Below are 23,147 nucleotides of genomic sequence, written 5' to 3'. Positions count from 1 at the left end.
GGGAGCATGAGCGAGACCCCGGACAGTGCCGTCCGCACGTACATCGGCAGCCACCGCGCCGCCTTCCTCGACGACCTCGCCGAGTGGCTGCGCATCCCGTCGGTGTCCGCCCAGCCCGAGCACGCGGCGGACGTACGCCGCAGCGCCGAGTGGCTCGCCGCCAAGCTCCGCGACACCGGCTTCCCCACCACCGAGGTCTGGCCCACCGACGGCGCCCCCGCCGTCTTCGCCGAGTGGCCCGCCGACGACCCGCAGGCGCCCACCGTCCTGGTCTACGGCCACCACGACGTACAGCCCGCCGCCCGCGAGGACGGCTGGGACAGCGACCCCTTCGAACCGGTGATCCGCGAGGGCCGCCTCTACGCGCGCGGGGCCGCCGACGACAAGGGCCAGGTGTTCTTCCACACACTCGGTATCCGCGCCCACCTCGCCGCCACCGGCCGCACCGCCCCCGCCGTCCACCTCAAGCTGCTCGTCGAGGGCGAGGAGGAGTCCGGCTCCCCGCACTTCCGCGCCCTGGTCGAACAGCACGCGGACCGGCTGGCCGCCGACGCCGTGATCGTCTCCGACACCGGCATGTGGTCCGCGAACACCCCCACGGTGTGCACGGGCATGCGCGGCCTCGCCGAATGCGAGATCCTCCTGCACGGCCCCGACCAGGACATCCACTCGGGTTCCTTCGGCGGCGCCGTCCCCAATCCCGCCACAGAGGCCGCCCGCCTGGTCGCCGCCCTCCACGACCAGCACGCGCGCGTGGCGATACCCGGCTTCTACGACGGCATCACCGACCTCACCGACCGCGAACGCGCCCTCTTCGCCGAACTGCCCTTCGACGAGGAAGAGTGGCTGCGCACCGCCAAGTCCGCCGGTACCCATGGCGAGCGGGGCTACACCACCCTGGAGCGCATCTGGGCCCGCCCCACCGCCGAGGTCAACGGCATCGGCGGCGGCTACCAGGGCCCCGGCAGCAAGACGATCATCCCGTCCTCTGCCATGGTCAAGCTCTCCTTCCGGCTCGTCGCCGGACAGGACCCCGACCACATCGAGAAGGCCGTCCGCGCCTGGGCAGCCGACCGACTGCCCAACGGAATCCGGTACGAGATCACCTTCGGCGCGGCCACCCGCCCCTGCCTCACCCCCCTCGACCACCCCGCCCTGCAATCCGTCGTACGCGCCATGGGCCGCGCCTTCCAGCAGCCGATCCGCTTCACCCGCGAAGGCGGCTCCGGACCCGCAGCCGACCTCCAGGACGTCCTCGGGGCACCCGTCCTGTTCCTCGGCATCTCCATCCCCTCCGACGGCTGGCACGCCCCCAACGAGAAGGTCGAACTCGATCTGCTCCTCAAAGGAGTCGAAACCGCCGCATATCTATGGGGCGACCTGGGGGAGAACTGGCGCGATGCCCACTGACGATCTCGCGCGCCGGACGGCCGGCCGCACGGGCCGCGGGGCACGGCACACTGGAAGGGCCGCCCCGCGCGCCCAAGACCCGCCGGACCCGGTCCCACCCCAGCCGAACGTCCCGCCGAACCGCCCGCCGAAACAACCGTTCCACCGGGGGAGTTGGAAACAACCGTGACCACCTGGACCGACCACAGCGCCGACCGGCCCATCTCGCTCACCGCCCCGAGCGGCATCGACCGGGCCGCTCACCACCGGCTCGACGAGGCCTGGCTCGCCGCGGCGTGGAGCCACCCCACCACCCGCTGCTTCGTGGTCTCCGGCGGCCAGGTCCTCATCGACGAGACGTCCGACGGCCGCACCGAACTCGTCATGACCCCCTCCTTCGAGGCGCCCCTCACCGAGGCCCACCGCTACTTCCTCGGCACCGACGAGGACGGCGTCAGCTACTTCGCGCTCCAGAAGGACGCCCTTCCCGGCCGCATGGACCAGTCGGCGCGCCCGGCCGGCCTGCGCGAGGCCGGACTGCTGCTGTCGCCCCGCGACGCCGGCCTGATGGTGCACGCGGTCGCCCTGGAGAACTGGCAGCGCATGCACCGCTTCTGCTCACGCTGCGGCGAACGCACCGTCATCGCGGCCGCCGGGCACATCCGCCGCTGCCCGGCCTGCGGCGCCGAACACTATCCGCGCACCGACCCCGCGGTGATCATGGCCGTCATCAACGACGAGGACCGCATCCTCCTCGGCCGCCAAGTGCACTGGCCCGAGGGCCGCTTCTCCACCCTCGCCGGCTTCGTCGAACCAGGCGAGTCCATCGAGCAGTCCGTCCGCCGCGAGGTCTTCGAAGAGGCGGGGATCGCCGTCGGCGAGGTCGAGTACATCGCCAGCCAGCCCTGGCCCTTCCCCTCCAGCCTGATGCTGGGCTTCCTCGCCCACGCCACCAGCACCGACATCAACGTCGACGGCGACGAGATCCACGAGGCCCGCTGGTTCTCCCGCGAGGAACTGCGCGCCGCCTTCGAGTCCGGAGAGGTGCTGCCTCCCTACGGCATCTCCATCGCCGCCCGCCTGATCGAACGCTGGTACGGAAAGCCCCTCCCGACGCGGAGCGTGTGATCCGTCACACAGCGCACAATCGGACACACAAAATGAGGAGGCGGTCCCCGAGAACTCTGGGACCGCCTCACACCCTCGCGCGACCGCGCGTTCGTCGCGCGTCGGTCTTCTCCGGGCCGTCACGCAGGAGCCGGCCATTTCCGGGCCGTACGTATGGCCGGCCTTCGTGGCGCTCTTGGCCGTCATGTGGCGCTCTTGGCCGTCATGACGTGAAGCGGTGGTGGAAGACTCGGCGAACGAAGCAGCCCCCGCGCTGAAGACAGGGGCGAGGGCTGCTTCCGAGAGACGAAATCAGACGCCGAGCGCCTGCTTCACCTGGGCAAGGCTCGGGTTCGTCATCACGATCTCAGAGCCACCGTTGGAGGGAATCACCTGGACGGTCGGAACCGTCTGGTTTCCGCCATTCGCCTTCTCCACGAACGCCGCGGACTGCGGGTCCTGCTCGATGTTGATCTCGTTGTACGCGATGCCCTCACGGTCCAGCTGGCTCTTCAGCCGACGGCAGTAGCCACACCACGTGGTGCTGTACATCGTCACAGTGCCCGGCATGTCGGTCGCGCTCCTTCACGGCTAGGGATGCGTGCTCTGCTTGCTCGCTCAGAAGGGAACGTACGTGAATGTTCCACGATTCCCGCCACCCCTTCCGGGCTCCCGACACCGCCCGCAGCCCGCCACACGCCGTCTCGGAACCCACTGTCTCGAGAGTCACCTCGGCATTCGTACGACCGCAGTCGTCCCCCTGTGGACAACCACCGCACCCGCCTCCGGGGACCTGGCAGCATGGCGGGGTGACAGCAGCAACGCACTCCACCCTCTTCCCGCAGGTTCCGGACTCGGCCGACGCGGTGCTCGAAGGGCTCGACCCCGAGCAGCGCGCCGTGGCGACCGCCCTGCACGGCCCGGTGTGCGTGCTGGCGGGAGCCGGCACCGGCAAGACACGAGCCATCACCCACCGCATCGCCTACGGAGTCCGAGCAGGCATCCTCCAGCCGTCCAGCGTGCTCGCCGTCACCTTCACCAACCGCGCCGCGGGCGAGATGCGCGGCCGCCTCCGCCAGCTCGGCGCCGCCGGTGTCCAGGCCCGCACCTTCCACTCCGCCGCCCTCCGTCAGCTCCAGTACTTCTGGCCGAAAGCAGTCGGCGGCAGCCTGCCCCGCATCATCGACCGGAAGATCCAGCTCGTCGCGGACGCGGCCGCCGCCTGCCGCCTCCGCCTCGACCGCAACGAGCTGCGGGACGCGACCGCCGAGATCGAATGGTCCAAGGTCACCCAGACCGTCCCCGCCGACTACGCGGCCGCGTCCGTCAAAGCCGGCCGCGAGGCTCCCCGCGACCCCGCCGAGATCGCCCAGCTCTACGCGGCCTACGAAGACCTCAAACGCGAACGCGCCGTCATCGACTTCGAGGACGTCCTCCTCCTCACCGTGGGCATCCTCCAGGACCGGCACGACATCGCCGAAGCGGTCCGTGCCCAGTATCAGCACTTCGTCGTCGACGAATACCAGGACGTCAGCCCCCTCCAGCAGCGCCTGCTCGAGCTGTGGCTCGGCGACCGCGACAGCCTGTGCGTCGTGGGCGACGCCAGCCAGACCATCTACTCCTTCACCGGCGCCACCCCCGACCACCTCCTCGACTTCCGCCTCCGCCACCCCGGAGCCACCGTCGTCAAACTCGTCCGCGACTACCGCTCCACCCCCCAGATCGTCCATCTCGCCAACGGCCTCCTCGCCCAGGCCCGCGGCCGTGCAGCCGACCACCGCCTCGAACTCGTCTCCCAGCGCGACCCAGGACCCCACCCCGTCTACACCGAATACACCGACGAACCCGCCGAGGCCGAAGGTGCCGCCCGGCGCATCCGCGACCTCCTCGCCACCGGCATACCCGCCGCGGACATCGCCATCCTGTTCCGCACCAACTCCCAGTCCGAGACCTACGAACAGGCCCTCGCCGACGCCGGAATCCCCTACCAGCTCCGTGGCGCCGAACGGTTCTTCGACCGCCCCGAGGTCCGCAAGGCCGGCATCGCCCTGCGCGGCGCCGCCCGCTTCGGAGCCAACGACTCCCTCCTCGACGACGCCGTCGACCTGCCCTCCCAGGTCCGCGCCGTCCTGTCCGGCGAAGGCTGGACGCCCACACCCCCGGCGGGCTCCGGCGCCGTCAGGGAACGATGGGAGTCCCTGGCCGCACTCGTGAATCTGGCCCAGGACTTCGCCGCGGCGCATCCCCGCGCCACCCTCGCCGACCTCGTCGCGGAACTCGACGAGCGGGCCAATGCCCAGCACGCCCCGACCGTCCAGGGCGTCACCCTCGCCTCTCTGCACTCCGCCAAGGGCCTGGAGTGGGACGCCGTCTTCCTCGTGGGTGTCGCCGAGGGCATGATGCCGATCACCTACGCCCGGACCGACGAGCAGATCGAAGAGGAGCGCCGTCTGCTCTACGTCGGCGTCACCCGGGCGAGAGAGCACCTCCACGTCTCCTGGTCCCTGTCCCGCGCACCGGGCGGCCGCCCAGGCCGGCGCCCCAGCCGCTTCCTCGACGGACTGCGCCCCGGCTCGTCCGCCACCGTCGGCCGCCCTCCGTTCGGCGGCACCGGCGGGAGCGGCGGTGTCGAACGCGGCTTCGGCAACTCCGCGACGAGCAGCACCCCTCGGCGCGCCGGCAGAACCCCGGCCCGCTGCCGGGTCTGCGGGTGCACGCTGTCCGACGCCGGCGAGATGAAACTGATGCGCTGTGACGACTGCCCCTCCGACATGGACGAGGGCCTCTACGAACGGCTGCGCGAGTGGCGGGCGCGGCAGGCTCAGCGCAGCGGCCAGCCCGCGTTCTGTGTCTTCACCGACCGAACCCTGATCGCCATCGCCGAAGCGGTCCCCGACGACGAGGGCGAACTGGCACGCATCCCCGGAGTCGGAGTCCGCAAGCTCAACCGCTACGGCGCCGAGGTTCTGGCCATCTGCGCAGGTGGAGACAGAGGCGAAGAGAACAACGGCGACTGATGCCAACTCGTCGAAAAAATAGTTTGCGCACGCCCCGGCAATCCCCATAGGTTCTTAGCCACGGGGACGGCGGCCTTCTCGAAGGCCCCTATTCCGTGTTGTACTTACGTATCCGCCGGACTGGCTCACCCCCAGTCCTCCGAGACGCCGAGAGGAGGCGATTGAAGTGATCAGCATCAAGACCAGCTCCACCCGCACCGTCAAACTGACCGATCCCTCCGTCGTCTCCGCGTGCATGCGCGGCGCCTCCGTCCTGGGCACCGGTCTGTCCGGCATCCGTGCCGACCGCCCGGCGTCCTCCCTGTCTCTCGCGGGTCTTCCCATCCGTGAGCGCAGTGAGCGACCGAGCAAGGCACTGGAAGCAGTAGTGGCACAGGCGCGGGCCTATGCCTTTGCAGCGGCCGGTGCCGGATTCCGGAAGCAGACGACGCAGCACCACCTGATGTGGGCCTTCCGTGGGCCAGAACCCTGGAGTGATCCAGCCTGATCGCCGATCAGGCCGGCGCCTTCAGGGCCGCGGAACCCCACCCGGGATCCGCGGCCCTTCTGTTTTCCCCGAACGGGGACAGCGGACCGAAGGGGCCTCGGGACAAGAAAAGAACCCGGTACCAAGCCGCCACCCGGCCCAACAGGGCCGGAACGACCAGACGAGGAAGACGACCCGTGCAACTCGAAGCGCACGCCCCGTCCGTACCGCCTTCCGAAACGATCCCCCCGCCCGGCCTCACGGAGGACTCCACCTTGACCCCGCTCACCCCGCTCACCGCGCTCACCGCGCTCGACGACGCCATCGAGAACCTCGGCGTACCCGTCCCCTGCCGCTCCTACGACCCCGAGGTCTTCTTCGCCGAGTCGCCGGCCGACGTCGAGTACGCCAAGTCCCTCTGCCGCACCTGCCCGCTGATCGAGGCCTGCCTCGCCGGCGCCAAGGAGCGGCGTGAGCCCTGGGGCGTCTGGGGTGGCGAGCTCTTCGTCCAGGGTGTCGTCGTCGCCCGGAAGCGGCCTCGTGGCCGCCCGCGCAAGAACCCGGTCACGGCATGAACATCGCAGGAACGATCGACCGCCCCCTCACGCACGACCCCAAGAAGCAGGCCCCGATGAAGCCGTCCACCAGCGAGCCCGCAGGCTCCGCGATCTCAGACGTCACCACCACAGGCGCGAACGCCTCGCGCCAGAACAGGACCCGAGAGATGCAACTCATCCCAGAAGCCTTGGCTCGCGCGCATATGCGCGAGCGGCTGCGCGAGGCCGAGTGGGAACGCCGGGCCGTGCGGCTGGTGATGGCCCGCCGGATGCAGCGCAAGGCCGAGCGTGCCTCGCTGCGCGCCCGGCGTGCGCTGGCCATCGCCGTGATGCAGTAGCCGCCCACCGTCGACGGTGGGAAAACCCAGCGGGGGCCGGTCCGAACGGACCGGCCCCCGCGGTGCGTTGGTCCGGCCCGGTCACGCCTCGGCTGCCGGTTCCTCCTCCGGCAGGAAGCCCGGGAGCCACTCCTCCAGTTCGTCGCGCAGCCGGACCGTCGCTCCCAACTGGCACAGCACGCCGATCGTGCTGAGTGTCACCCGGTGTATGAGCAGGTACGCCGGGGGCAGATTGAGCTGCTTGCCCAGCTGATAGGCGGGGGAGCGCGGGTCGGCGATGCGAGCCGCCTGGCTGCGCATCCAGCCGCGGGTGAAGGTGAACTCGTCCACCTGGGCGGGCTCGATGATCGGGAGAAGGTAGTCGAGGACCGCATCGGGGTCGAGGTCGATGGAATCCTTGACGAAGCCCTCCTCGCAGAGGAGTTCGTAGACCGACTGGGCGTCACCCTCGATCGCCATGCGCAGGGACGGGCCGATGGGGGCCGGGAGGCCGCCGGGGAGGCGGTCGACGGTGCCGAAGTCGAGGACGCCCAGACGCCAGTCGTCCTTCTGGGCGGAGCCGGGCAGGAGACGGAAGTTGCCGGGGTGCGGGTCGGCGTGGAGCAGGCCTGTGCGGGCCGGGCCGGAGAAGAGGAAGCGGGCCAGCAGCTGGCCGGCGCGGTCGCGCTGCTCCTGGGTGCCGTCCGCGATCACCTCCGACAGCGGTACGCCGTCGATCCACTCGGTCACCAGGATCTGCTCGCACTGGTGCACCACGTCCGGCACCCTGACGTCCGGGTCGTTGGCGAACTCTTCCGCGTGCGCCCGTTGCGCCTGTGCCTCCAGGCCGTAGTCCAGTTCCTCGGAGACCCGGTCCCGTAGCTCGGTGATCAGCGGTTTGATGTCCATGCCCGGGATCAGTGGGCCGAGCAGGCGCGCGAACCGGCTGAGCTGGTTGAGGTCGGAGAGCAGTGCCTCGCCGGCGCCCGGGTACTGCACCTTGACCGCGACCTCGCGGCCGTCGTGCCACACCCCGCGGTGCACCTGGCCGATCGACGCGGCCGCCGACGGCTTGTTCTCGAATTCCTGGAACAGCTCGTGCCAGTTCTGGCCGAGATGCTCTTCGAGCACGCTGTGGACCGTCCGCGTCGGCATCGGCGGGGCCGCCTCCTGAAGCTTGGTCAGGGCGGCCCGGTAGGGTCCGGCGACCTCCTCGGGGAGCGCGGACTCGAACACCGACAGGGCTTGGCCGAACTTCATGGCACCCCCCTTCAACTCACCGAGGACCTTGAACAGCTGCTCGGCGGTGCGCTGCTGGAGTTCGCGGCCGACGATCTCGGCTGATTCCCCGACGATGCGTTTGCCCAGCCCCCACGTGGCCCGCCCGGCGAAGCCGATCGGGAGCGCGGCGAGCTTGGCGGTACGGGTGACCGCCTTCCGGGGAAGATCAGACATGCGCCCTCCAAGTCCCAGACAGGCGTGCCGCGTGTGCTCTGCGGGACGGTTTCCTCGACGGTCGTTGCTCCGCCATTGTCTCGTGCGGCTCCCCGTCCTTTGAGGTGTGTTCCTGGTTACTTTTCTCCGCCGCGCCGCACCCGCATGCCGGGTGCGGCCACACCGGTCTGGTGTGCCAGTGGAGCCGGGGCACGGACGCCTCCCAGCGTGCGCCGGCGCTGGACGGCGTACCGCCGTCGAGGAAGGCGAGCGCGTGTCCCGCGGCGACTCCGGCGACGGCGGCGGCCAGGGCGAGGTCGCAGGCCTGGACCTGCCGTGGGCGTCCGGAGCGCCACTGGGCCACCAGCCGGGGCCAGGTCTCGTCCCGGTCGGTGCGGCCCCGGTCGAGGCAGCCCGCACAGCCCGTCTCCCCCGGCAGGACGAACGGGCCGACCACTCCCGTACCCTCCACGACCCCGGCGTACAGATGGGGCGTGCCGGAGGCGATCAGCGGTTCGGCGGTGAACGGGTCGGGAGCGTGGACGTCCAGACCGTCGCGTGGGGCGAGGATCACCAGCGAGAGGCCCGGGCCCCGGTGGTCGTGGGATGAGCGCCGGGAGGTGCGCTCCCGGCGCGGCGGCCGGTCCGGGGCGGCCGCTCGCACGGCGCGGCGGGCCGCTTCCTCGCGGCGTGCGCCGATCGATTCGGCCGGCAGGCCGCCCGGTGCGACGTCCCACGGCTCGACGCAGCCGGTGTCGCGGACGTCGACCTCGCCGACGCCCGCGCCCGCGAGCAGCGAGGCGAGGACGGCTCCCACGCGGCCCGCGCCGCGGACCTGGACGCGATGGTTGCGGCGGGCGGCGAGGCGTCGGGCGGGCTCGCCCGGTGGGCGGGCGACGAGCGACAGGGATGCCAGGTCGGGCCGGAGGCGGTCCAGGACCGAGGCTTTCGCACGCAGGGCGTCGGCCTGGGGGCCGCCGCCGGTGGCGTCGTCAAGCAGGCCCGAGCCGGACAGGCTGTCGACCAGCGCGTCCACATGGCCGTCGGGCAGGCCCATGCGGTGGGCTTCCTCGCGCAGCAGAGGCAGGCCTCGGGTGCCGTCGAGCAGCGTGAGGAAGCTGCCCGTCGCGGTGTCCACCGGCCCCAGCACCATGGCGTGCGCGGGTGCCATCCCGAACTGCACGGTGTTCAGATCGCGCCAGCCGCGCCGCAGCGCGGGCTTCACCGTCGGATGCATGAGCGGCCCCCGTAGTGGTCGTGGATCCCTGTTCGTCGGCGGGTGGTCTGGTGTGCCGACGGGGTCAGGATGCCTGGCGAGGACGGGGGCGTGCGTGAGGTTGTCCACAGGCGGGGGTGTTCGTCGTACTAATTCAGTCGTACTAATCAAGCGCACGGGGTGTGGATCGGCGCGGAACCGTTCCGGAGGGGGGACTTCCCGTGTGCGCAGCGGGTAACGTCGGGACGTGCCCGCCGATCCACTGCACCGCGCCGGAAAGCCACAGCGCAGCACGACCAGCCAGCCGCCGAGCGGCTCGGGGGCGAGCGCGATCGAGGTTCGCAGGAGCGCGCGTCGCCGTAGAACGGTCTCCGCGTACCGCGAGGGCGATCGCACCGTCGTGCTGATCCCCGCCCGGATGTCCGAGGCGGAGGAGCAGCGCTGGGTGACCGTCATGCTCGACAAGCTCGCCGCTCAGGAGAGCAAGCGGGTGATCGGCGATGTGGAGCTGGCCGAGCGTGCGGAGCGGCTGTCGGCGCAGTACTTCGACGGGCGGGCGCGGCCCGCGTCGGTGCGCTGGGTCACGAACCAGAACACGCGCTGGGGCTCGTGCACCCCGTCCGAGGGCAGCATTCGGCTGTCGCACCGGTTGCAGGGGATGCCGGAGTACGTCGTGGACTATGTCCTGCTGCACGAACTGGCGCATCTGCTGGTGCCCGGGCACGGGCCGCGGTTCTGGCGGCTGCTGGAGGCGTATCCGCGCACCGAACGCGCCCGTGGGTATCTGGAAGGGGTCGTCGCGGCCGGCCGGCTGCCGCACCAGCCGGTGCCTCCCGCCGAGTAGCCGGGGCGCCGGCGTCCCTCTTGCCGGGTCCCGTCCGGGAAGCGGTTGTGTACCGGGTCTGTACCGGCTGCGTCCGCTGTGGGCGATTGCCGTTAGCCTGGCGCGACGCACTCACACTCGGAACGGGGGACGGTCGTTACGCATGGCCAGGGAATTCCAGCGCGGCCACAAGGCCAGGATCAGTGACCTCACCGCGGGCACGGATCTGTACGTAGGCGTGCAGATCGCCGGGCCCGGACTGACCTTCGACATCAGCTGCTTCGGCCTGGACGGCGACGAACGGCTCTCGGACGACCGGTACTTCGTCTTCTTCAACCAGCCGAAGTCGCCGGAGGAGGCCATTCAGCTCCTGGGGCCGCAGGCGGGCGACACGGAGTCCTTCCGGATCACGCTCGACAGGATCCCTCCGCAGATCCAGAAGCTGTCCTTCACGGCGACGCTCGACGGCGCCGGGCAGATGTCGCAGATCGGCCCCGGATATCTGCGCATTGTGGCGGGCGGCGAGGAAGTGGCCCGTTACCCGTTCACCGGCGCGGAGTTCACCACCGAGCGTGCGGTCATGCTGGGCGACTTCTATCTGAAGGACGTCTGGCGGTTCGCCGCGGTCGGCCAGGGCTTCGACGGCGGACTCGAGGCGCTGCTGAAGAACTTCGGCGGTGAGGTCCTCGAGGAGGAGCAGCCCGCCGCGCCGCAGCAGCCGCAGCAGCCGGCGACCGGCGCGGTTCCCGGTTTCGCGCCGCCCGCCCAGGCATCCGCCCCGCCCTCGTTCGCCGCTCCGGCCCCGACCGCGGCCCCGGTGCCGCGGCAGCCGCAGGCCGCCCCGCAGGGCTTCGCACCGCCCCCCGCGCCCGCCCCGCCCGCGCCTGCCCCGCCCGCGCCCGCCCCCGCGCCGCCCGCGCCTTCCGTGCATGCCGCGCCCACCATCGTCGCGCCCCTGACCACACCGCCCGGCGGCACCGTGCCGCCGCCTCCGGGCCCCGCGCCCTACGCCCAGCCGCCCGGGGAGCCGGGCCCGCCGCCGGGCTACGGCGGACAGCCGCCCGCCACCATGCCGCCCGGATACGGTCAGCAGCCCCCGGCGCCCCCCGGGTACGGGCAGCAGCCGCCCTACGGCCAGGTCCCCGGCCAGGCAGGTGCTCCCGCCCCGTACGGCGCTCCCCAGGGCGCCCCGCAGGGCGCCGCCGGTGTGGCAGCCGCGCTCCAGGCCTTCAAGGAGACGCCCACCGGCCAGCGGTGGACCCAGCAGAACAAGAAGCTCGTCCGTGTCGACCTCGGCATCGGCGGCCAGCCCGTGCTGGCCCGGCAGGGCAGCATGGTGCTCTACCAGGGCAAGGTCGACTTCGGCTACAAGGGCGCCGGCTTCGTCGGACGCATCGTGGGCAACGCGACCGGCCAGGAGATGCAGTTGATGCGCTGCACGGGACAGGGTCAGGTGTTCCTCGCCGAGAACGCCACCCATCTGCACCCGATCGAACTCCAGGGGGACGCGATCTGCGTCTCCGCGGAGAACGTCCTCGCCTTCGACGAGTCCCTCCAGTACGAGGTCCGGCGCATCGAGGGGCACGGCATCCCCGGCGGCGCGCTGTTCACGATGCAGTTCCAGGGGACCGGCACGATCGTCGTGAAGACGCACGGCGCGCCGGTGGTGCTGCCCGTCACGCCGACGACGTTCGTGGACTCCAACGCCGTCGTCGCATGGTCGGCGGCCGCCCAGGTCATCGTCTCCAGCCAGGTGCGGATGCGCCGCAACGCCTACCCGGGGGCCACCGGGGAGGGCATCAACCTCCAATTCCGTGCCGCGCCCGGCAACTTCGTCGTCGTCCAGCCCTACGAGGTCTAGAGGGAGCCCGTCATGAACCAGCCGCTCGCGGGCTTCGCCCCCGCACCCGTCACCGCCCGTATGGAGAACCACGGCAGCCACATGCTGAAGGTCGCCATGCAGACGGGGAACGACCTCTACGCGCGCGTGGGGTCGATGGTCGCCTACGAAGGGTTCGTCACCTACGAGCCCAACCCGCCGGCCGTGCGTCAGATCGCGCGGGACTGGATCACCGGTGAGGGCGCGCCCCTGATGAAGTGCTCCGGGGACGGCCTGCTCTACCTCGCCGACTACGGGGCGAACGTCGTCGTCATCAACCTGGGCGGGGACGCGATCTCCGTCAACGCCACCAACCTGCTCGCGTTCGACGCGCACCTCCAGTGGGGTGTCGAACGGGTCAAGGGGCTCGCCAAGTTCGCCGGGCAGGGCCTGTGGAACACGAAGATCTCCGGTCAGGGCTGGGTCGCCCTGACCTCCCGGGGCACGCCGATCGTCGTCGACTGCGGAGGCGGCGAGGACGAGACGTACGTCGACCCGGACGCCCTGGTCGCCTGGTCCCCGAACCTGAAGGTGAAGGGCAAGCGCAGCTTCAAGGCGCAGTCGCTCATCGGGCGCGGCAGCGGCGAGGCGTACCAGATGGCGTTCTCCGGGCAGGGCATCGTCGTCGTCCAGCCCAGCGAGGACAGCACCGACCGCCTCCGGATCCGGGGCTGAGGGGGAACCGCACACCATGCAGAGCACGCTTTTCGGCTACAACGAGCAGCAGACCCAGGAGCGCTACAGCCTGCAGAACCCGCAGCTCCTGCGTGTCCTGCTGGAGGGCCACGACGACGTCCTGGCGCGCAAGGGCACCATGGTCGCCTACCAGGGGCTCATCGAGTTCGACGCCGAGTACCAGAGCGGGGGCCAGCGCCGTGCGCGGGCGCACACCGGCGAGGGACTCGACCTGATGCGCTGTCACGGGCAGGGCACCGTCTACTTCGCCAACCTCGCCCAGCACGTCCACATCATGGATGTCGAGCGGGACGGGCTCACCGTCGACAGCGGCTATGTGCTGGCGATGGACTCCTCGCTGCACCACGAGGTCATCGCCGTGGACAGCCAGTACGGCATCTCCGGCTCCGGCAAGTACCAGCTCAACATCACCGGGCACGGCAAGGTCGCGCTGATGACGTCGGGTGCGCCCCTGCTGATGCAGGTCACACCCGACAAGTACGTCAACTGTGACGCGGACGCGATCGTCGCCTGGTCCACCGGTCTGCGGGTTCAGATGCAGGCCCAGACGCACTCCTCGGGGTTGTGGCGCCGGCGCGGCAACACCGGTGAGGGCTGGGAGCTGAGCTTCATGGGCAGCGGTTTCGCGCTGGTGCAGCCCAGTGAGCTGCTGCCGCCACAGAACGCGGTGATCGGGCAGGGGCTGCGCGCCCAGTACGGCATGGGCCAGTACGGGGCGCGGGGGCAGAACCAGGGCAACGTCTGGAGCTGACCGCCCGTGATCGTGTAAAGGGCGACCGCAATGGCGATCGCCCTTTACTCGTATCCGTGCCTGCCGTCACAGCCTGGCGCGCGTCGTCTCCAGCAGACGTACGACCGAGTCGTCCGCCACGGCCGCCACCTCGTCGTAGGCGAACCAGCGCAGGTCCAGTGACTCGTCGCTGATCTCCTCGACGGCACCGGCCGGTGCGAGCGCCGCGTACTGCACGTCGAGATGCCAGGCGCACGGCGTGTGGTGACGGTCCAGGCGCACCGGGCCGCCGGGCAGCAGGGTCAGTCCCTCGATGCCCGACTCCTCCGTGGCCTCCCGCAGGGCGGCAGCCGCCAGCGTCCTGTCGGACGGCTCGCAGTGGCCGCCCATCTGGAGCCATATCCGCAACTTCCCGTGCAGGGTCAGCAGCACCCGGTCGTGCTCTGGGTCGATCACCAGGGCGCTCGCCGTGACATGCCCGTCACGGCAGGCCTTCCACATGCCGTCCGGATGGGTCGCCAAGTGGTCGAGGTAGACCTGGCACAGCTCTTCCTGGTCCTCGTAACCCTTCAGGACGAGGACCGCGTCGTCGTGGAGGCTCACTCGGCGTCGTCGCCCTCGGCGTCCCCGTCGTCCTTCTTGGTCAGGTCGGTCTTCCCGGTGGAGCCGCCGGCCGCCTCGCCGAGCATCTTGTCCAGCTCGGAGAAGTCGAGCTGCTCCCGGTGCACAAAGCCGTCCGGGTCGTCCAGGTCGGACGCCGTGGGCAGCATGTCCGGGTGCGCCCACAGGCCGTCCCGGCCGTCCACGCCGCGCGCGTCCGTGAGCGAGGCCCACAGGCGGGAGGCGTCCCGGAGCCGGCGCGGACGCAGCTCCAGACCGATGAGCGTGGCGAACGTCTGCTCGGCCGGGCCGCCCGAGGCGCGGCGGCGGCGCAGGGTCTCCCGCAGCGCGTCCGCGGAGCCCAGGCGCGGCTTCGCCGCGGCGTGCACCACCGCGTCCACCCAGCCCTCTACCAGCGCCAGCGCCGTCTCCAGACGGGCCAGGGCCGCCTTCTGCTCCGGGGTGTCCTCCGGCTGGAACATGCCCTGCTGGAGTGCCTGCTGGAGCTCCTCCGGGTTCTGCGGGTCGAACTGGCCGACCACGTCCTCCAGCTTGGCCGTGTCGACCTTGATGCCGCGCGCGTAGCCCTCGACCGCGCCGAACAGGTGCGAGCGCAGCCACGGGACATGGGCGAACAGGCGCTGATGGGCGGCCTCCCGCAGGGCGAGATACAGCCGCACCTCCTCCTGGGGCACGCCCAGGTCCCTGCCGAGCGCCTCGATGTTCAGCGGCAGCAGCGCGGCCTTGCCGGCCGGGCCGAGCGGCAGGCCGATGTCGGTGGACCCGACGACCTCGCCGGCGAGCACGCCGACGGCCTGCCCGATCTGCGTGCCGAACATGGCGCCGCCCATGGAGCGCATCATGCCGATCAGCGGGCCTGCCATGGCCTGCATCTCCTCCGGCAGGACGTCGCCCATGGCCGCGCCGACGCGCTCGGCGACCGGGTCGACGAGTTCCTTCCACACCGGCAGGGTCGCCTCGACCCACTCCGCGCGGCTCCAGGCCACGGCGGAGCCCGCGCCGGACGGCAGCGACGTCACATCGTCGAGCCACAGGTCGGCAAGGCGGACGGCCTCCTCGACCGCGGAGCGCTCGCCGGGGCTCACGCTCGCGTCCTTCGTGCCGTCCGGGGTGCCCTGGGAGACCGTCTGGCGGGCGATCTGCTTGGCCATGTCCCAGTTAACCGGTCCGCCCTCGTAGGAGAGCATCTGGCCGAGCTGCTGGAACGCGGCGCCCAGGTCGGTGGGGTTCAGGGAACCGAACATCGCGGCGAGCGGGTTGTCGGCGCCGGCTCCGCCGGCTCCGGGCAGCCCGAAACCGAACGGGTTGGCCGGTCCCTGACCACCACCGCTCTCCTGGTCCTTCTTCTTGCCCTCGTCGCCGTTCTCCGGCTCCTCCGGCGGAAGGCCGAATCCGAATGGGGTGTCACTCACGGGATTCCTCGGCTGGTAAGGCCACCGGCTTTCTCCGGCGGCTGGCTGCCCGACAACACACCCAGCGTAGACACCCCGGCGCGATCGGGCCTGGGTGCTTCACCGACACCTGGCCTGCGGCAGGATGGATGCCACCTGGTACGGCCGCGTGTCTCACGCCCGTACTGAAGACAACCGCTGGAGACGCCCGGTGAGTTCCCCAGATCCACAGGTTCGCGCAGCGCGAAACCCCTCCGCCCGCCCGTCGCCCGACGACCGCCCCCGGCCGGCGGCGCAGCGCGCCGACCAGACGCCCGCCCTCCGCGGGCCCGTCGTCGCGGTCACCGGCGCCGCGTCCGGCGTCGGCGCGCTGCTGACCGAGCGGCTCGCCGCGTCCGAGGCGATCAAGCAGGTCATCGCCATCGACGAGCGGCGCGGGGAGTGCGCGGCGGCGCAGTGGCACATCCTGGACGTGCGGGACCCGGCGATCGCGGACAAGCTGCGGGGTGCGGACGTCGTGGTGCACCTGGCCCTCGACCTCGATCTGGAGACGGACCCCGCGGCGCGCACGGCGTACAACGTACGGGGGACGCAGACCGTGCTGACCGCCGCCGCGGCCGCCGGGGTTCACCGGGTGGTGCTGTGCACCTCGGCGATGGTCTACGGAGCGCTGCCGGACAACGAGCTGCCGCTCTCGGAGGACGCCGAGCTGCGGGCCACGGCCGAGGCGACCGGGGTCGGGGACCTGCTGGAGATCGAGCGGCTGGCGCGGCGGGCACCGCGCGCGCACCCGGGACTCAATGTCACCGTGGTCCGGCCGTCCGTGCTGGTCGGCGGCACGGACACCGCGCTGACCCGGTATTTCGAGTCGCCGCGGCTGCTGGTGGTGGCGGGGTCGCGGCCGGCCTGGCAGTTCTGCCATGTCGAGGACCTGTGCAGTGCCCTGGAGTACGCCGTCCTGGAGAAGGTGGAGGGGGAGCTGGCCGTCGGGTGCGACGGATGGCTGGAGCAGGAGGAGGTCGAGGAGCTGAGCGGGATCCGGCGGATGGAGCTGCCCTCGGCGGTCGCCCTGGGGGCGGCGGCCCGGCTGCACCGGATCGGACTGACGCCCTCGCCTGCCGGGGACCTCGCCTACACGATGTACCCGTGGGTGGTGAGCGGCAGCCGACTGCACGACGCCGGGTGGCGGCCCCGGTGGACGAACGAGGAGGTCCTCGCGGAGCTGCTGGAGGAGGTGTCCGGGCGGCACACCGTGGTCGGGCGGCGGCTCGGACGCAAGGACGCGACGGCGGCGGGTGCCGCGGGCGCCACGGTGGCCCTGCTCGGCGCGGCCGCGGTGGTACGGCGGGCGCGCAAGGCGCGGCGGCGCATCTGAGGCCGGCGGCGGAGCCGAGAGTCCCCCGGTCCCGGCGCACCGCTTCCCGGTCCCTGCGGACAGGCACAGGACAAGCACGCGCGCGTACCAGGCGGATCTTCCCTTCCTCGCTCCCGGAGGCGTACGGCACGATGGGGGCATGGCACCCCACAGCAACCACCCCGGTGAGCGCGCGGCGGACGATCCCATCAAGTTGCTGGCGATCCGTGACACCCCGCTCTCCGTCGACGAGGTCTTCCGGGCCGTCGGGGACGACGCGGCCGGGGGAACGGCACTGTTCGTCGGGACCGTGCGCAACCACGACGCCGGGGCGGACGTCGACGAGCTGGAGTACTCGTGCCACCCCAGTGCCGAGGCGGAGATGCGGCGGATCGCCGAGAAGGTCGCCGCCGATTTCCCCGTCCGGGCCCTCGCGGCCGTGCACCGCGTCGGGAATCTGAGGGTCGGCGATCTCGCTGTGGTGGTCGCCGTGGCCTGTCCCCACCGGGGCGAGGCCTTCGAGGCGTGCCGCAGGCTGATCGACGACCTCAAGCACGACGTGCCCATCTGGAAGCACCAGACGTTCTCCGACGGGACGGAGGAATGGGTGGGCGCCTGCTGACCTCCGGGCGCCGCCCGACGGCGCCGCCCGCCCCCGGCGCACTCCTCTCATAGGGTTAACCAAGCTCTCACCGGCCTCCGGTTGCGTAACCGCACCCCTGACGCGAGCGTTGACATGGCGGATGGTTAATCTGCTGATCAGTCAGTTGCGGTCGCTCATGGGGTTGGGAGGTCGGCATGGCGGCGCTCGCCTGGTTGCTGATTCCGCTTTTGGCTGCGATCGGTGCCGGACTGTGGGGCGGCTGGGCCGGCCGTCACCGCAACGCCGCGGGTGACGGCTCGGAACTGGCCGGATACGCGCGTTTCCGCGAGGCCATGGAGAAGTCCCACTCCGGCACCTGAGATCCCGCCGCCCGGGGGGCCGCCCACACCTATGGGACGGCCCCGGGGGTGTACTGACAGGACCGTCCCGTACTGTCGTTCCATGCCACGCCGCACCGCGACGATGCTCGCCTCCACCCTGATGCTGATCGCGCTCCTGTGCGCGGGAGTGTTCATCAAAGTGCCGTACTCGGAGATGTCCCCGGGTCCGACGGTGAACACCCTCGCCGAGCACGACGGCGAGCCGGTGCTGCAGATCTCGGGGCGCAAGACCTATCCGACGACCGGCCATCTGAACATGACCACGGTCCGGGTCACCAGCGCCGACTACAACATGAACCTGGTCGAGGCGCTCTACGGATGGCTTGCGCACGACAGCAAGGTCGTCCCGCACGACACGCTCTACCCGGACGGCAAGACCGAGCAGCAGTCCACCCAGGAGAACGCCGAGGAGTTCACCCAGTCCCAGGAGAGCGCCAAGGTCGCCGCCCTGAAGGAGCTGGGCGTTCCCGTGAAGTCCTGGGTGATCGTCGCCACCGTCCTCAAGGACTCGCCCGCCGAGGGCCGGCTGCACGCCGGTGACGTCATCAAGGCCGTCGACGGGGCGGCCGTGAAGGGGCCCGACGACGTCGCCAAGCTGGTCACCAGGCACAAGCCGGGACAGGACGTCGTGTTCACGATCGTGCCCGCCAGGGAGCAGGCCGCCGCCGAGAAGACGCAGAAGACGGCCACCCGGACCCAGAATGTGACGATCACCACGACGAAGTCCCACGACAGCGGCCGGCAGCGGGCCATCGTCGGGATCTCCGCCGGGACCGACCACACGTTCCCGTTCACGATCGACGTCAAGCTGGCCGACGTCGGTGGTCCGAGCGCGGGGCTGATGTTCGCCCTCGGCATCGTCGACAAGCTCACCCCGGGCGATCTCACCGGCGGAAAGTTCGTGGCCGGCACCGGCACCATCGACGACGACGGGCATGTCGGCCCGATCGGCGGGGTCGAGATGAAGACCGTCGGCGCGCGGGACAAGGGCGCCCAGTACTTCCTCACGCCCAAGGACAACTGCGCGGCCGCCGCCAAGGACGCCCCCGGGGGCCTCACCCTGGTCCGGGTCAACACCATCGGCGACGCCCTGAACGCCCTCAAGGACATCCGCACCGGGAAGACCGCCGACCTGCCGAAGTGCACCACCAAGGGCTGAGGCGCACTGCCGAGCAGCGGCGCCGAGACGCGCGCCGGGCGCGCGGGCGCGTAGGGCACGCCTTGGGGCGCGTACGACGACGGGGGCGCTCCTGGAATCCAGGAGCGCCCCCGTCGTCGTAGAACGTGCGGGCCTCAGTCCTCGAACGTCGCCGACAGCGCCTCCGCGAGCCCCGGCACCAGGTCCGGGCCCGTCAGCACCTCCGTCGGCGAGTCCTTCTCGCGCAGCCGCAGCGCCGATTCGCGCGTGCCGTCCCGCAGCACCGCCACCGTCATCCGCACCTCCTGGCGTTCCGGGTGCTCGGCGACCCACCGGGCGAGCTTCTTCCCGCTCAGACCCTGCGGGACCGAGGCCTCCGCGGACGGCGGCAGCATCAGCCGCTCCACCGTGAGCGCGCAGCCGGCCACCGCGTCGGGCCAGGCGATGGTGGCGAGGAACTCGTCCAGCGGACTGTCGGCAGGGATCTCGTCCTGCTCGATCGGGGTGAGGCCCGCGGCCTCGGAGTCGTCCTCCAGGCCGAGCTGGGCCGCGAGCGAGGGTTCCTGGGCCCGCAGCCGCGCGGTGTCGACGAGGGCGAAGAGGCGAGCGGGCTGGTCCCACCCGAGACCGGAGACGTACTCGTCGATCTCGAGCACGGCCCGGGTGAGGGGACTCGCTGCCATGGGAGTGTTGGACATGGTCACAATCCTGCCTCCTTCCGACCCGGAATCGGGAACCGAGTAAAGCGCCAGTAAGTTGCATAGGTGGGGCTCCGCGATCGTGGAGCCTCATCCATGGTCCGCGTTCACGGGGGCCTGACGGATCAACTCGGATCAACAGCGAACTTCGAGGTGCGCACCTTGGCTTTCCAGATGCCGGACCGCGGCGGAGGCCCGACGGGGCCGCGGATCAGAGTGGGCCGCCCGTCCGGGCGCGCCCGGACCCTGCTCATGACACTGGGGGTCCTCGCCGTCCTCGGCATGGCGTTCGTCATGTTCGCCGGCTTCTGGACGGACTGGCTCTGGTACCGGTCGGTGAAGTATTCGTCCGTCTTCACGACCACGCTGTGGACCAAGATCGGGCTCTTCTTCGTCTTCGGCCTGCTGATGGCGGCCGCGGTCGGCTTCAACATCTGGCTCGCGCACCGCATGCGTCCGCCGCTGAGCGCCATGTCCATGGAACAGCAGAGCCTCGACCGTTACCGGATGGGGATCGCGCCCTACAAGCGATGGCTGCTCCTCGCGATCACCGCCCTGGTGGGCCTGATCGCGGGCGCCTCCGCGGCCGGTCAGTGGCAGACCTGGCTGATGTGGGTCAACGGCGTGCCCTTCCACCAGAAGGACCCCCAGTTCCACCTGGACGTCGCCTTCTACGCCTTCGACCTGCCCTGGTACCGCTTCCTGCTCGCCTTCGGCTTCGCCGCCACGGTGCTGTCGCTGATCGCCGCCGCGCTCACGCACTACCTCTACGGCGGGCTGCGGCTCACCTCCCCGGGAGCGCGCGCCACGGCCGCCGCGACCGGACATCTGTCGGTGCTGCTCGGCGTCTTCGTCGCCCTGAAGGCGGTCGCCTACTGGCTCGACCGGTACGGACTCGCCGTGAAGTCCAGCGACTTCAAGGCGACCGGCGACTGGACAGGCCTGAGGTACGTCGACGCGAACGCCTATCTCCCCGCCAAGACCATCCTGTTCTGCATCGCGGTCATCTGCGCGCTGCTCTTCTTCGCCACCCTGTGGCGGCGCACCTGGCAACTGCCCGTCATCGGCTTCGGCCTGATGGTCCTGTCGGCGATCCTCATCGGAGGGCTGTACCCGGCGATCGTGCAGAAGTTCCAGGTCCAGCCGAACGAGCAGGCCAAGGAAGCGCCGTACGTCGCGAAGAACCTCAAGGCGACCCGCGAGGCCTACGGCATCGACGACGCCCAGGTCACCGAGTACGACGGCACGAGCGGCACCAAGGACAAGAACAAGCTGCGCGCGGACGCCGACGCCACGGCGAGCATCCGCCTGCTGGACCCGAACGTCGTCTCGCCGACGTTCCAGCAGTTGCAGCAGATGAAGAACTACTACGCCTTCCCGACCAACCTGGACGTCGACCGCTACAGCAAGGACGGCAAGGACCAGGACACGGTCATCGGCCTGCGCGAGCTGAACCTGGCGGGCATCCCGAAGCAGAACTGGATCAACGACCACTTCCGTTACACCCACGGCTACGGTGTGGTCGCCGCCAAGGGCACCACCGCCGACAGCAACGGCCAGCCCGTCTTCACCGAGTCCGACCTGCCGTCCTCCGGTGACCTCGGCACCTACCAGCAACGGATCTACTACGGCGAGAAGACCACCGAGTACTCGATCGTCGGAGGCCCCCAGAAGGAGATCGACTACTCCGACGACAGCGGTGAGAAGACCACCTCCTACCGGGAGAAGAGCGGCGTCAGCCTCTCCAACCCGATCAACCGGGCCGCGTACGCGGTCGCGTTCGGGGAGCCGCAGATCCTCTACTCCGGCGCCATCGGCGACGGCTCGCGGATCCTGTACAACCGCACCCCCAAGCAGCGCGTGGAGGCGGTCGCGCCCTGGCTGACCATCGACGGCGACGCCTACCCGGCGGTCGTCGACGGCCGGATCCAGTGGATCGTCGACGCCTACACGACCACGAACGGCTATCCGTACGCCTCCCGTACGACGCTCGGCGACACGACGGCCGACTCGCTCACCGCGGGCAACACCCAGCGCGCGGTGATGGCCCAGCAGAACCAGGTCAACTACATCCGCAACTCGGTGAAGGCGACCGTCGACGCGTACACGGGCGAGGTCAAGCTCTACCAGTGGGACACCGAGGACCCCGTCCTGAAGACCTGGATGAAGGCGTTCCCGGGCACCGTGAAACCGCGGAGCGACATCCCGCCCTCGCTGATGGCCCATCTGCGGTATCCGCAGGACCTGTTCAAGGTCCAGCGCGAACTGCTCACCCGCTACCACGTCAAGGACGCCCAGACGTTCCTCAGCGGCAGCGAGGTGTGGCAGGTTCCGGACGACCCCACCAACAGGTCGGGCAGCGCCGTGCCGCCGTACTACCTGAGCATGAGGATGCCCGACCAGTCCGCGCAGGCGTTCTCGCTGACGACGACGTTCACACCGAACGGCCGCGACAACCTCAGCGCCTTCATGACGGTCAACGCCGAGGCGGGCAGCCCCGACTACGGCAAGATCAGAATCCTGAAACTGCCGACGAGCAAGACGGTCGACGGGCCCAAGCAGGTCCAGAGCCAGTTCAACTCCGAACAGGACATCGCCGAATCGATCAGGCTCCTCAAGGGCGGTGACTCGGACATCGAGTACGGCAACCTGCTCACCGTCCCGATCGACGGCGGCCTGCTGTACGTCGAACCCGTCTACGTGCGCGGCGGCGGCCTCAAGTACCCGCTGCTGCGCAAGGTGCTGGTGACCTACGGCGGCAACACGGCGTTCGAGGACACCCTCGACCAGGCGCTCAACAAGGTCTTCGGGGCGGAGACTTCGACCTCCCCGCCGGAGACCGGGACGACCAACCCGCCGTCGTCCGGCAACCCGACGGTCCAACAGGCGCTCCAGGACGCCCAGAAGGCGTTCGACGCCGGCCAGGAGGCCCTCAGAAAGGGCGACTGGGGCGCGTACGGACAGGCGCAGAAGAACCTTCAGGACGCGCTGAAGCGGGCCGAGGAGGCGCAGTCCAAGGCCGGCAAGCCCACAGGCGGCAGCAGCGGCGGAAAGGGCGGCGCACATCCCTCCGCCGGCCCGAGTGGTTCGCCGAGCGGCAGCCCGAGTGGTTCACCGAGCGGTCCGCCGAGCGCTTCCGGCGGCGGCTGAGGCGAGAGCACTCCCGCGCCGTGATACGGTTGCACCACAACGGCGCGGGGTGGAGCAGCTCGGTAGCTCGCTGGGCTCATAACCCAGAGGTCGCAGGTTCAAATCCTGTCCCCGCTACTGAAGTCGAGGGCCCGGATCCTGATCAGGATCCGGGCCCTCGACGTGTGCGGATGCCACGAC

21 protein-coding genes and 1 tRNA gene are annotated in these 23,147 nt (G+C 70.6%); 16 read left to right on the top strand and 6 right to left on the bottom strand.

The genetic code is table 11. The annotated features are described in order from the left end of the window. Positions 1–6: 6 nt before the first annotated feature. Both ACIP94_RS16830 and nudC read left to right on the top strand, forming a co-directional pair. Positions 7–1,410, top strand: coding sequence for a dipeptidase (locus ACIP94_RS16830; protein WP_402425634.1), 1,404 nt, complete (start codon positions 7–9; stop codon positions 1,408–1,410). A 165-nt stretch (positions 1,411–1,575) separates the two neighbouring features. Further along, on the top strand, positions 1,576–2,517 hold the full coding sequence (gene nudC, locus ACIP94_RS16825; protein WP_402425632.1) for an NAD(+) diphosphatase: 942 nt from the start codon (positions 1,576–1,578) through the stop codon (positions 2,515–2,517). A gap of 291 nt (positions 2,518–2,808) precedes the next feature. Here nudC and ACIP94_RS16820 read toward each other — a convergent pair whose 3' ends face one another. Then, positions 2,809–3,066 carry a mycoredoxin gene (locus ACIP94_RS16820; protein WP_402425630.1) on the bottom strand — a complete coding sequence of 86 codons (258 nt, stop codon included), beginning with the start codon at positions 3,064–3,066 and terminating at the stop codon, positions 2,809–2,811. A gap of 239 nt (positions 3,067–3,305) precedes the next feature. Between ACIP94_RS16820 and ACIP94_RS16815 the strand changes: the two genes are divergently transcribed. The 4 genes from ACIP94_RS16815 (at position 3,306) to ACIP94_RS16800 (ending at position 6,874) form a co-directional block, all read left to right on the top strand. After that, positions 3,306–5,513 (top strand): ATP-dependent DNA helicase UvrD2, encoded by a 2,208-nt coding sequence (locus tag ACIP94_RS16815; protein WP_402425628.1) that lies wholly within the window; start codon positions 3,306–3,308, stop codon positions 5,511–5,513. Between the two features lie 166 nt (positions 5,514–5,679). Next, positions 5,680–6,000 carry a hypothetical protein gene (locus tag ACIP94_RS16810; RefSeq protein ID WP_402425626.1) on the top strand — a complete coding sequence of 107 codons (321 nt, stop codon included), beginning with the start codon at positions 5,680–5,682 and terminating at the stop codon, positions 5,998–6,000. Between the two features lie 176 nt (positions 6,001–6,176). Further along, positions 6,177–6,554, top strand: a complete 378-nt coding sequence (locus ACIP94_RS16805; RefSeq protein WP_168375784.1) for a WhiB family transcriptional regulator — start codon at positions 6,177–6,179, stop codon at positions 6,552–6,554. After that, positions 6,551–6,874 (top strand): hypothetical protein, encoded by a 324-nt coding sequence (locus tag ACIP94_RS16800; RefSeq protein WP_402425624.1) that lies wholly within the window; start codon positions 6,551–6,553, stop codon positions 6,872–6,874. Before ACIP94_RS16805 ends, ACIP94_RS16800 begins: the two co-directional genes overlap by 4 nt. Before the next feature lie 81 nt (positions 6,875–6,955). Here the strand turns inward: ACIP94_RS16800 and ACIP94_RS16795 are convergent, their stop codons facing one another. Together ACIP94_RS16795 and ACIP94_RS16790 are read right to left on the bottom strand one after the other, a co-directional pair. Further along, a complete protein-coding gene (locus tag ACIP94_RS16795; protein ID WP_402425622.1) occupies positions 6,956–8,308 on the bottom strand; it encodes an ABC1 kinase family protein in 1,353 nt (450 codons plus the stop codon). After that, positions 8,301–9,524: a TOMM precursor leader peptide-binding protein gene (locus ACIP94_RS16790; RefSeq protein WP_402425620.1), complete on the bottom strand. Its 1,224-nt coding sequence runs from the start codon at positions 9,522–9,524 to the stop codon at positions 8,301–8,303. Before ACIP94_RS16790 ends, ACIP94_RS16795 begins: the two co-directional genes overlap by 8 nt. A 226-nt stretch (positions 9,525–9,750) precedes the next feature. Between ACIP94_RS16790 and ACIP94_RS16785 the strand changes: the two genes are divergently transcribed. The 4 genes from ACIP94_RS16785 to ACIP94_RS16770 all read left to right on the top strand — a co-directional run bounded on the left by ACIP94_RS16785 (position 9,751) and on the right by ACIP94_RS16770 (position 13,652). Beyond that, positions 9,751–10,347, top strand: a complete 597-nt coding sequence (locus tag ACIP94_RS16785; protein WP_402425618.1) for a M48 family metallopeptidase — start codon at positions 9,751–9,753, stop codon at positions 10,345–10,347. A gap of 142 nt (positions 10,348–10,489) precedes the next feature. Continuing rightward, positions 10,490–12,187, top strand: a complete 1,698-nt coding sequence (locus ACIP94_RS16780) for a TerD family protein (protein WP_402425616.1) — start codon at positions 10,490–10,492, stop codon at positions 12,185–12,187. 12 nt (positions 12,188–12,199) lie between these two features. Then, on the top strand, positions 12,200–12,880 hold the full coding sequence (locus tag ACIP94_RS16775) for an AIM24 family protein (RefSeq protein ID WP_402425614.1): 681 nt from the start codon (positions 12,200–12,202) through the stop codon (positions 12,878–12,880). A 16-nt stretch (positions 12,881–12,896) separates the two neighbouring features. Next, positions 12,897–13,652, top strand: coding sequence for an AIM24 family protein (locus tag ACIP94_RS16770; protein ID WP_402425612.1), 756 nt, complete (start codon positions 12,897–12,899; stop codon positions 13,650–13,652). Between the two features lie 66 nt (positions 13,653–13,718). On the opposite strand, the gene ACIP94_RS16765 is transcribed toward ACIP94_RS16770, so the two are convergent. Then, entirely contained in the window at positions 13,719–14,234 is a 516-nt protein-coding gene (locus ACIP94_RS16765) for an NUDIX hydrolase (RefSeq protein ID WP_402425610.1), read from the bottom strand. Further along, on the bottom strand, positions 14,231–15,664 hold the full coding sequence (locus ACIP94_RS16760; RefSeq protein WP_402425608.1) for a zinc-dependent metalloprotease: 1,434 nt from the start codon (positions 15,662–15,664) through the stop codon (positions 14,231–14,233). Before ACIP94_RS16760 ends, ACIP94_RS16765 begins: the two co-directional genes overlap by 4 nt. A gap of 190 nt (positions 15,665–15,854) precedes the next feature. Here ACIP94_RS16760 and ACIP94_RS16755 point away from each other — a divergent pair, with 190 nt between their 5' ends. The 4 genes from ACIP94_RS16755 to ACIP94_RS16740 all read left to right on the top strand — a co-directional run bounded on the left by ACIP94_RS16755 (position 15,855) and on the right by ACIP94_RS16740 (position 19,140). Next, positions 15,855–17,018: an SDR family oxidoreductase gene (locus ACIP94_RS16755; RefSeq protein ID WP_402425606.1), complete on the top strand. Its 1,164-nt coding sequence runs from the start codon at positions 15,855–15,857 to the stop codon at positions 17,016–17,018. Between the two features lie 139 nt (positions 17,019–17,157). Next, positions 17,158–17,619: a molybdenum cofactor biosynthesis protein MoaE gene (locus ACIP94_RS16750; RefSeq protein WP_402425604.1), complete on the top strand. Its 462-nt coding sequence runs from the start codon at positions 17,158–17,160 to the stop codon at positions 17,617–17,619. Between the two features lie 176 nt (positions 17,620–17,795). After that, a complete protein-coding gene (locus tag ACIP94_RS16745; protein WP_402425602.1) occupies positions 17,796–17,960 on the top strand; it encodes a hypothetical protein in 165 nt (54 codons plus the stop codon). Positions 17,961–18,042: 82 nt separating this feature from the next. Then, positions 18,043–19,140: a PDZ domain-containing protein gene (locus tag ACIP94_RS16740; protein WP_402425600.1), complete on the top strand. Its 1,098-nt coding sequence runs from the start codon at positions 18,043–18,045 to the stop codon at positions 19,138–19,140. A gap of 134 nt (positions 19,141–19,274) precedes the next feature. Here the strand turns inward: ACIP94_RS16740 and ACIP94_RS16735 are convergent, their stop codons facing one another. Further along, a complete protein-coding gene (locus ACIP94_RS16735; RefSeq protein WP_402425598.1) occupies positions 19,275–19,817 on the bottom strand; it encodes a PPA1309 family protein in 543 nt (180 codons plus the stop codon). Between the two features lie 174 nt (positions 19,818–19,991). On the opposite strand from ACIP94_RS16735, the gene ACIP94_RS16730 reads away from it, so the two are divergent. After that, complete coding sequence (locus ACIP94_RS16730; protein ID WP_402425720.1) at positions 19,992–22,967, top strand: UPF0182 family protein; 2,976 nt, start codon at positions 19,992–19,994, stop codon at positions 22,965–22,967. A 43-nt stretch (positions 22,968–23,010) separates the two neighbouring features. Beyond that, a tRNA-Met gene (locus ACIP94_RS16725) sits at positions 23,011–23,084 on the top strand. Positions 23,085–23,147 lie beyond the last annotated feature (63 nt).

The sequence above is a fragment of the Streptomyces sp. NPDC093261 genome (assembly GCF_044753645.1).
In the GTDB taxonomy this organism is placed as follows: domain Bacteria; phylum Actinomycetota; class Actinomycetes; order Streptomycetales; family Streptomycetaceae; genus Streptomyces.
Note: the sequence above shows the minus strand (reverse complement) of the source record. Positions and strands in the feature narration are given on the sequence as shown.

What these genes read in the sequence shown, in the direction of transcription:
- ACIP94_RS16780 (WP_402425616.1), top strand. Translation starts at nt 10,490, where the DNA reads ATGGCCAGGGAATTCCAGCGCGGCCACAAGGCCAGGATCAGTGACCTC.
- ACIP94_RS16740 (WP_402425600.1), top strand. Translation starts at nt 18,043, where the DNA reads ATGCCACGCCGCACCGCGACGATGCTCGCCTCCACCCTGATGCTGATC.
- ACIP94_RS16795 (WP_402425622.1), bottom strand. Translation starts at nt 8,308, where the DNA reads ATGTCTGATCTTCCCCGGAAGGCGGTCACCCGTACCGCCAAGCTCGCC.
- ACIP94_RS16770 (WP_402425612.1), top strand. Translation starts at nt 12,897, where the DNA reads ATGCAGAGCACGCTTTTCGGCTACAACGAGCAGCAGACCCAGGAGCGC.
- ACIP94_RS16735 (WP_402425598.1), bottom strand. Translation starts at nt 19,817, where the DNA reads ATGTCCAACACTCCCATGGCAGCGAGTCCCCTCACCCGGGCCGTGCTC.
- ACIP94_RS16745 (WP_402425602.1), top strand. Translation starts at nt 17,796, where the DNA reads ATGGCGGCGCTCGCCTGGTTGCTGATTCCGCTTTTGGCTGCGATCGGT.
- ACIP94_RS16800 (WP_402425624.1), top strand. Translation starts at nt 6,551, where the DNA reads ATGAACATCGCAGGAACGATCGACCGCCCCCTCACGCACGACCCCAAG.
- ACIP94_RS16730 (WP_402425720.1), top strand. Translation starts at nt 19,992, where the DNA reads ATGCCGGACCGCGGCGGAGGCCCGACGGGGCCGCGGATCAGAGTGGGC.
- ACIP94_RS16820 (WP_402425630.1), bottom strand. Translation starts at nt 3,066, where the DNA reads ATGCCGGGCACTGTGACGATGTACAGCACCACGTGGTGTGGCTACTGC.
- ACIP94_RS16750 (WP_402425604.1), top strand. Translation starts at nt 17,158, where the DNA reads ATGGCACCCCACAGCAACCACCCCGGTGAGCGCGCGGCGGACGATCCC.
- ACIP94_RS16790 (WP_402425620.1), bottom strand. Translation starts at nt 9,524, where the DNA reads ATGCATCCGACGGTGAAGCCCGCGCTGCGGCGCGGCTGGCGCGATCTG.
- ACIP94_RS16775 (WP_402425614.1), top strand. Translation starts at nt 12,200, where the DNA reads ATGAACCAGCCGCTCGCGGGCTTCGCCCCCGCACCCGTCACCGCCCGT.
- ACIP94_RS16830 (WP_402425634.1), top strand. Translation starts at nt 7, where the DNA reads ATGAGCGAGACCCCGGACAGTGCCGTCCGCACGTACATCGGCAGCCAC.